Consider the following 2,925-nt stretch of genomic DNA (forward strand, 5'->3'; position numbering starts at 1 on the left):
GGGTGCGGCGCCAGGCGGTGCGCGCGGCGTCGGCCGCGGCCACGGCGCGCGCGACCTCCTCCTCCGTGGCGGGGACGACCTCGCCGACCCGCTCCCCCGTCGCCGGGTCGACGACGTCGAGCACCCGGTCGCCCTCGGCGGGGACGTCGCGGCCGCCGACGAGGTGCTCGCCGAGCCGGTGCGGGGCGGCGCCCGCAGAGGTGTCCTCGGCGGCGCCCCCGGTACCGCCCGGGCCCGGGACGGGCTCGCCGGCGGGGACGTCGCGGCCCGGCACGAGGTGCGGGGTCGAGGGCTCGGGGGCGGAGGAGGAGGTCACGGGGCATGTCTACCGCCCGCCGCCGACGGCGCCGCTCCCCGCCCGCCGCCGGCGCCGCCGCCCCTGCGTCGCACCGGGACGGGGACGCGCCTCCGCACCCGGCGCACGCCGCTGTCGGTCCGCCGTAGTAGGAAGTGCCCCATGCGCGTCCTCGGCGTCAACGCCGTCTTCCACGACCCCGCTGCCGCTCTCGTCGTCGACGGCGAGGTCGTCGCCGCCGCCGAGGAGGAGCGCTTCAGCCGCCGCAAGCACGGCAAGCGGCCCGTCCCCTTCTCCGCGTGGGAGCTCCCCGAGCTCGCCATGCGCTGGTGCCTGTCCGAGGCCGGCCTCGAGCCGGGCGACCTCGACGCCGTGGCCTACTCCTACGACGCGTCCTGGTGCCGCCCCGCCGAGGAGATGGGCCTGCAGGACCCGTGGGACCACCTGCGGACGACCTACGCCGAGAAGGTCGCCGGCTTCCTCACCACCGCCCTGCCCGGCCTGGACCGCGACAAGGTCGTCCCGGTGCGCCACCACGTGGCCCACGCGGCGTCGGCCGGCCTCGCCGTGGCCGAGGACTCGAGCGTCCTCGTCCTCGACGGCCGCGGCGAGCGCGCCTCGCACCTGGCGGGCCGCTACGTCGACGGGAAGCTCGACGTCCTCACCACCACCGACCTGCCCGACTCGGTGGGCCTCGTGTACGAGTCGCTGACGGAGCACCTGGGCTTCCTGCGCAGCAGCGACGAGTTCAAGGTCATGGCGCTGGCGTCCTACGGCGAGCCGCGCTTCGCCGACGCGCTGCGCGAGCACCTGCACGCCACGGGCGACGGCCGCTACGTCGCCCGTGAGCCCGACTGGACGCGCTTCGCCCCGCGCCGGGTCGACGACGGCACGTGGGGCGGCGCGCACGCCGACCTCGCCGCGTCCGTCCAGCTGCTCGTCGAGGAGCTGCTCGTCGACCTCGCCACCTGGCTGCACGGGCAGACGGGCGACCGGCTGCTGACGATGGCCGGCGGTATCGCCCTCAACTGCGTGGCCAACAGCCGCGTGTGGCGCGAGTCGCCCTTCGAGGAGGTCTGGGTCCAGCCGGCCTCCGGCGACTCGGGCACCGCGCTCGGCGCGGCCCTGCAGGTCAGCGCCGACGCGGGGGTGCGGCCGAAGCCGATGCCGGGCGCCGACCTCGGCCGCTCCTGGTCCGACGACGAGCTGGCGTCGTGGCTGCGCACGGCGCGCGTGCCCTTCACGACGCCGGACGACCTCGCCGGCGAGGTGGCCGACGTCCTGGCCGCCGACGGCGTCGTCGCCTGGTTCGACGGGCGCGCCGAGTTCGGCCCCCGGGCCCTCGGCCGGCGCTCGCTCATGGCCCACCCCGGCCGCGCGGAGAACCTCGAGCGCCTCAACGACGTCAAGGGCCGCGAGCAGTTCCGCCCCGTCGCCCCCATGGTGCTGGCCGAGCGCGCCGAGGAGATCTTCGCCGACGGCCCCTTCCCGAGCCCCTACATGCTCTTCGTGCACACCGTCCGCCCCGAGTGGCGCGAGCGGATCCCCGCGGTGACGCACGTCGACGGCACGGCGCGCATCCAGACGGTCGACGCCGAGCGCACCCCGCACGTCGCCGCGCTGCTCGAGGCCTTCGCCGAGCGCACCGGCCTGCCCGTCGTCGTCAACACGAGCCTCAACACCGCGGGCCGGCCCATGGTGGACGACCCCCGCGACGCGCTCGAGCTCTTCGGCTCCGCGCCCGTCGACGTGCTCGTGCTCGGCCCCCACCTCGTGCGGCGCGCCGACGCCTTCGCCGCCGCGTGACGGCGGCCGTCTCCCCGGCCGACGCCCCGCGCGCGGCGGCGGCGAGCGGGGGCGTCGCGGGAGCCGGCGTCGCCCACGACGTCGTCGTCCCCAGCATCGGGCGCCCCAGCCTGCTCGCGCTGCTGCGCAGCCTGGCGGGCCAGGACGGCTCGCCGCCCGCCGAGGTCGTCGTCGTCGACGACCGCCGCGAGCCCGACCCCGGGCTCGAGGCCGACCTCGTGCGCGCCCTCGGTGAGGACCCGGGGGCGCCGCCGTGGCGCCTGCGGGTCGTCCGCAGCCGCGGCCGGGGCCCCGCCGGGGCCCGCAACCTCGGCTGGCGCGTCACGTCCTCGCCGTGGGTGGCCTTCCTCGACGACGACGTCCTCCTGCCGGCCGGCTGGTCGCGCGGGCTGGCGGCGGACCTCGCCGGGGCGGACGAGGACCTGGGCGGCAGCCAGGGGCGCCTCGACGTCCCCCTGCCCGCGGGGCGCCGCCCCACCGACTGGGAGCGGGGCACGAAGGGTCTGGAGACGGCGGCGTGGGCCACGGCCGACATGGCCTACCGGCGCCGGGCCCTGGAGGACGTCGCCGGCTTCGACGAGCGCTTCCCCCGCGCCTACCGCGAGGACGCCGACCTGGCGCTGCGCGTGCGCCGCGCCGGGTGGCGCCTGGAGCGCGGGCGGCGCACGACGACGCACCCGGTCCGCCCCGCCGACGCCCTCGTGAGCCTGCGCGTGCAGGCCGGCAACCGGGACGACGCCACCATGCGCGCCCTCCACGGGCCGCGGTGGCGCGAGGTCGCCGACGTCCCGCGGGGGCGCCTGCGCTGGCACGCGGCCACGTGC

At 78.2% G+C, this 2,925-nt stretch carries 3 protein-coding genes; 2 read left to right on the plus strand and 1 reads right to left on the minus strand.

The genetic code is table 11. The annotated features are described in order from the left end of the window. Positions 1-316, minus strand: a 316-nt coding sequence (locus HLB09_RS20165) for an aldehyde dehydrogenase family protein (RefSeq protein WP_212771177.1), incomplete at its 3' end; no start/stop codon positions are given. Between the two features lie 141 nt (positions 317-457). Here HLB09_RS20165 and HLB09_RS15200 point away from each other — a divergent pair. Beyond that, on the plus strand, positions 458-2,101 hold the full coding sequence (locus HLB09_RS15200; RefSeq protein ID WP_171204169.1) for a carbamoyltransferase family protein: 1,644 nt from the start codon (positions 458-460) through the stop codon (positions 2,099-2,101). After that, on the plus strand, positions 2,098-2,925 hold an 828-nt coding region (locus HLB09_RS15205; RefSeq protein WP_171204170.1), incomplete at its 3' end, for a glycosyltransferase family 2 protein. The genes HLB09_RS15200 and HLB09_RS15205, both read left to right, overlap by 4 nt.

The sequence above is a fragment of the Pseudokineococcus marinus genome (assembly GCF_013004605.1).
Taxonomy (GTDB): Bacteria; Actinomycetota; Actinomycetes; order Actinomycetales; family Quadrisphaeraceae; genus Pseudokineococcus; species Pseudokineococcus marinus.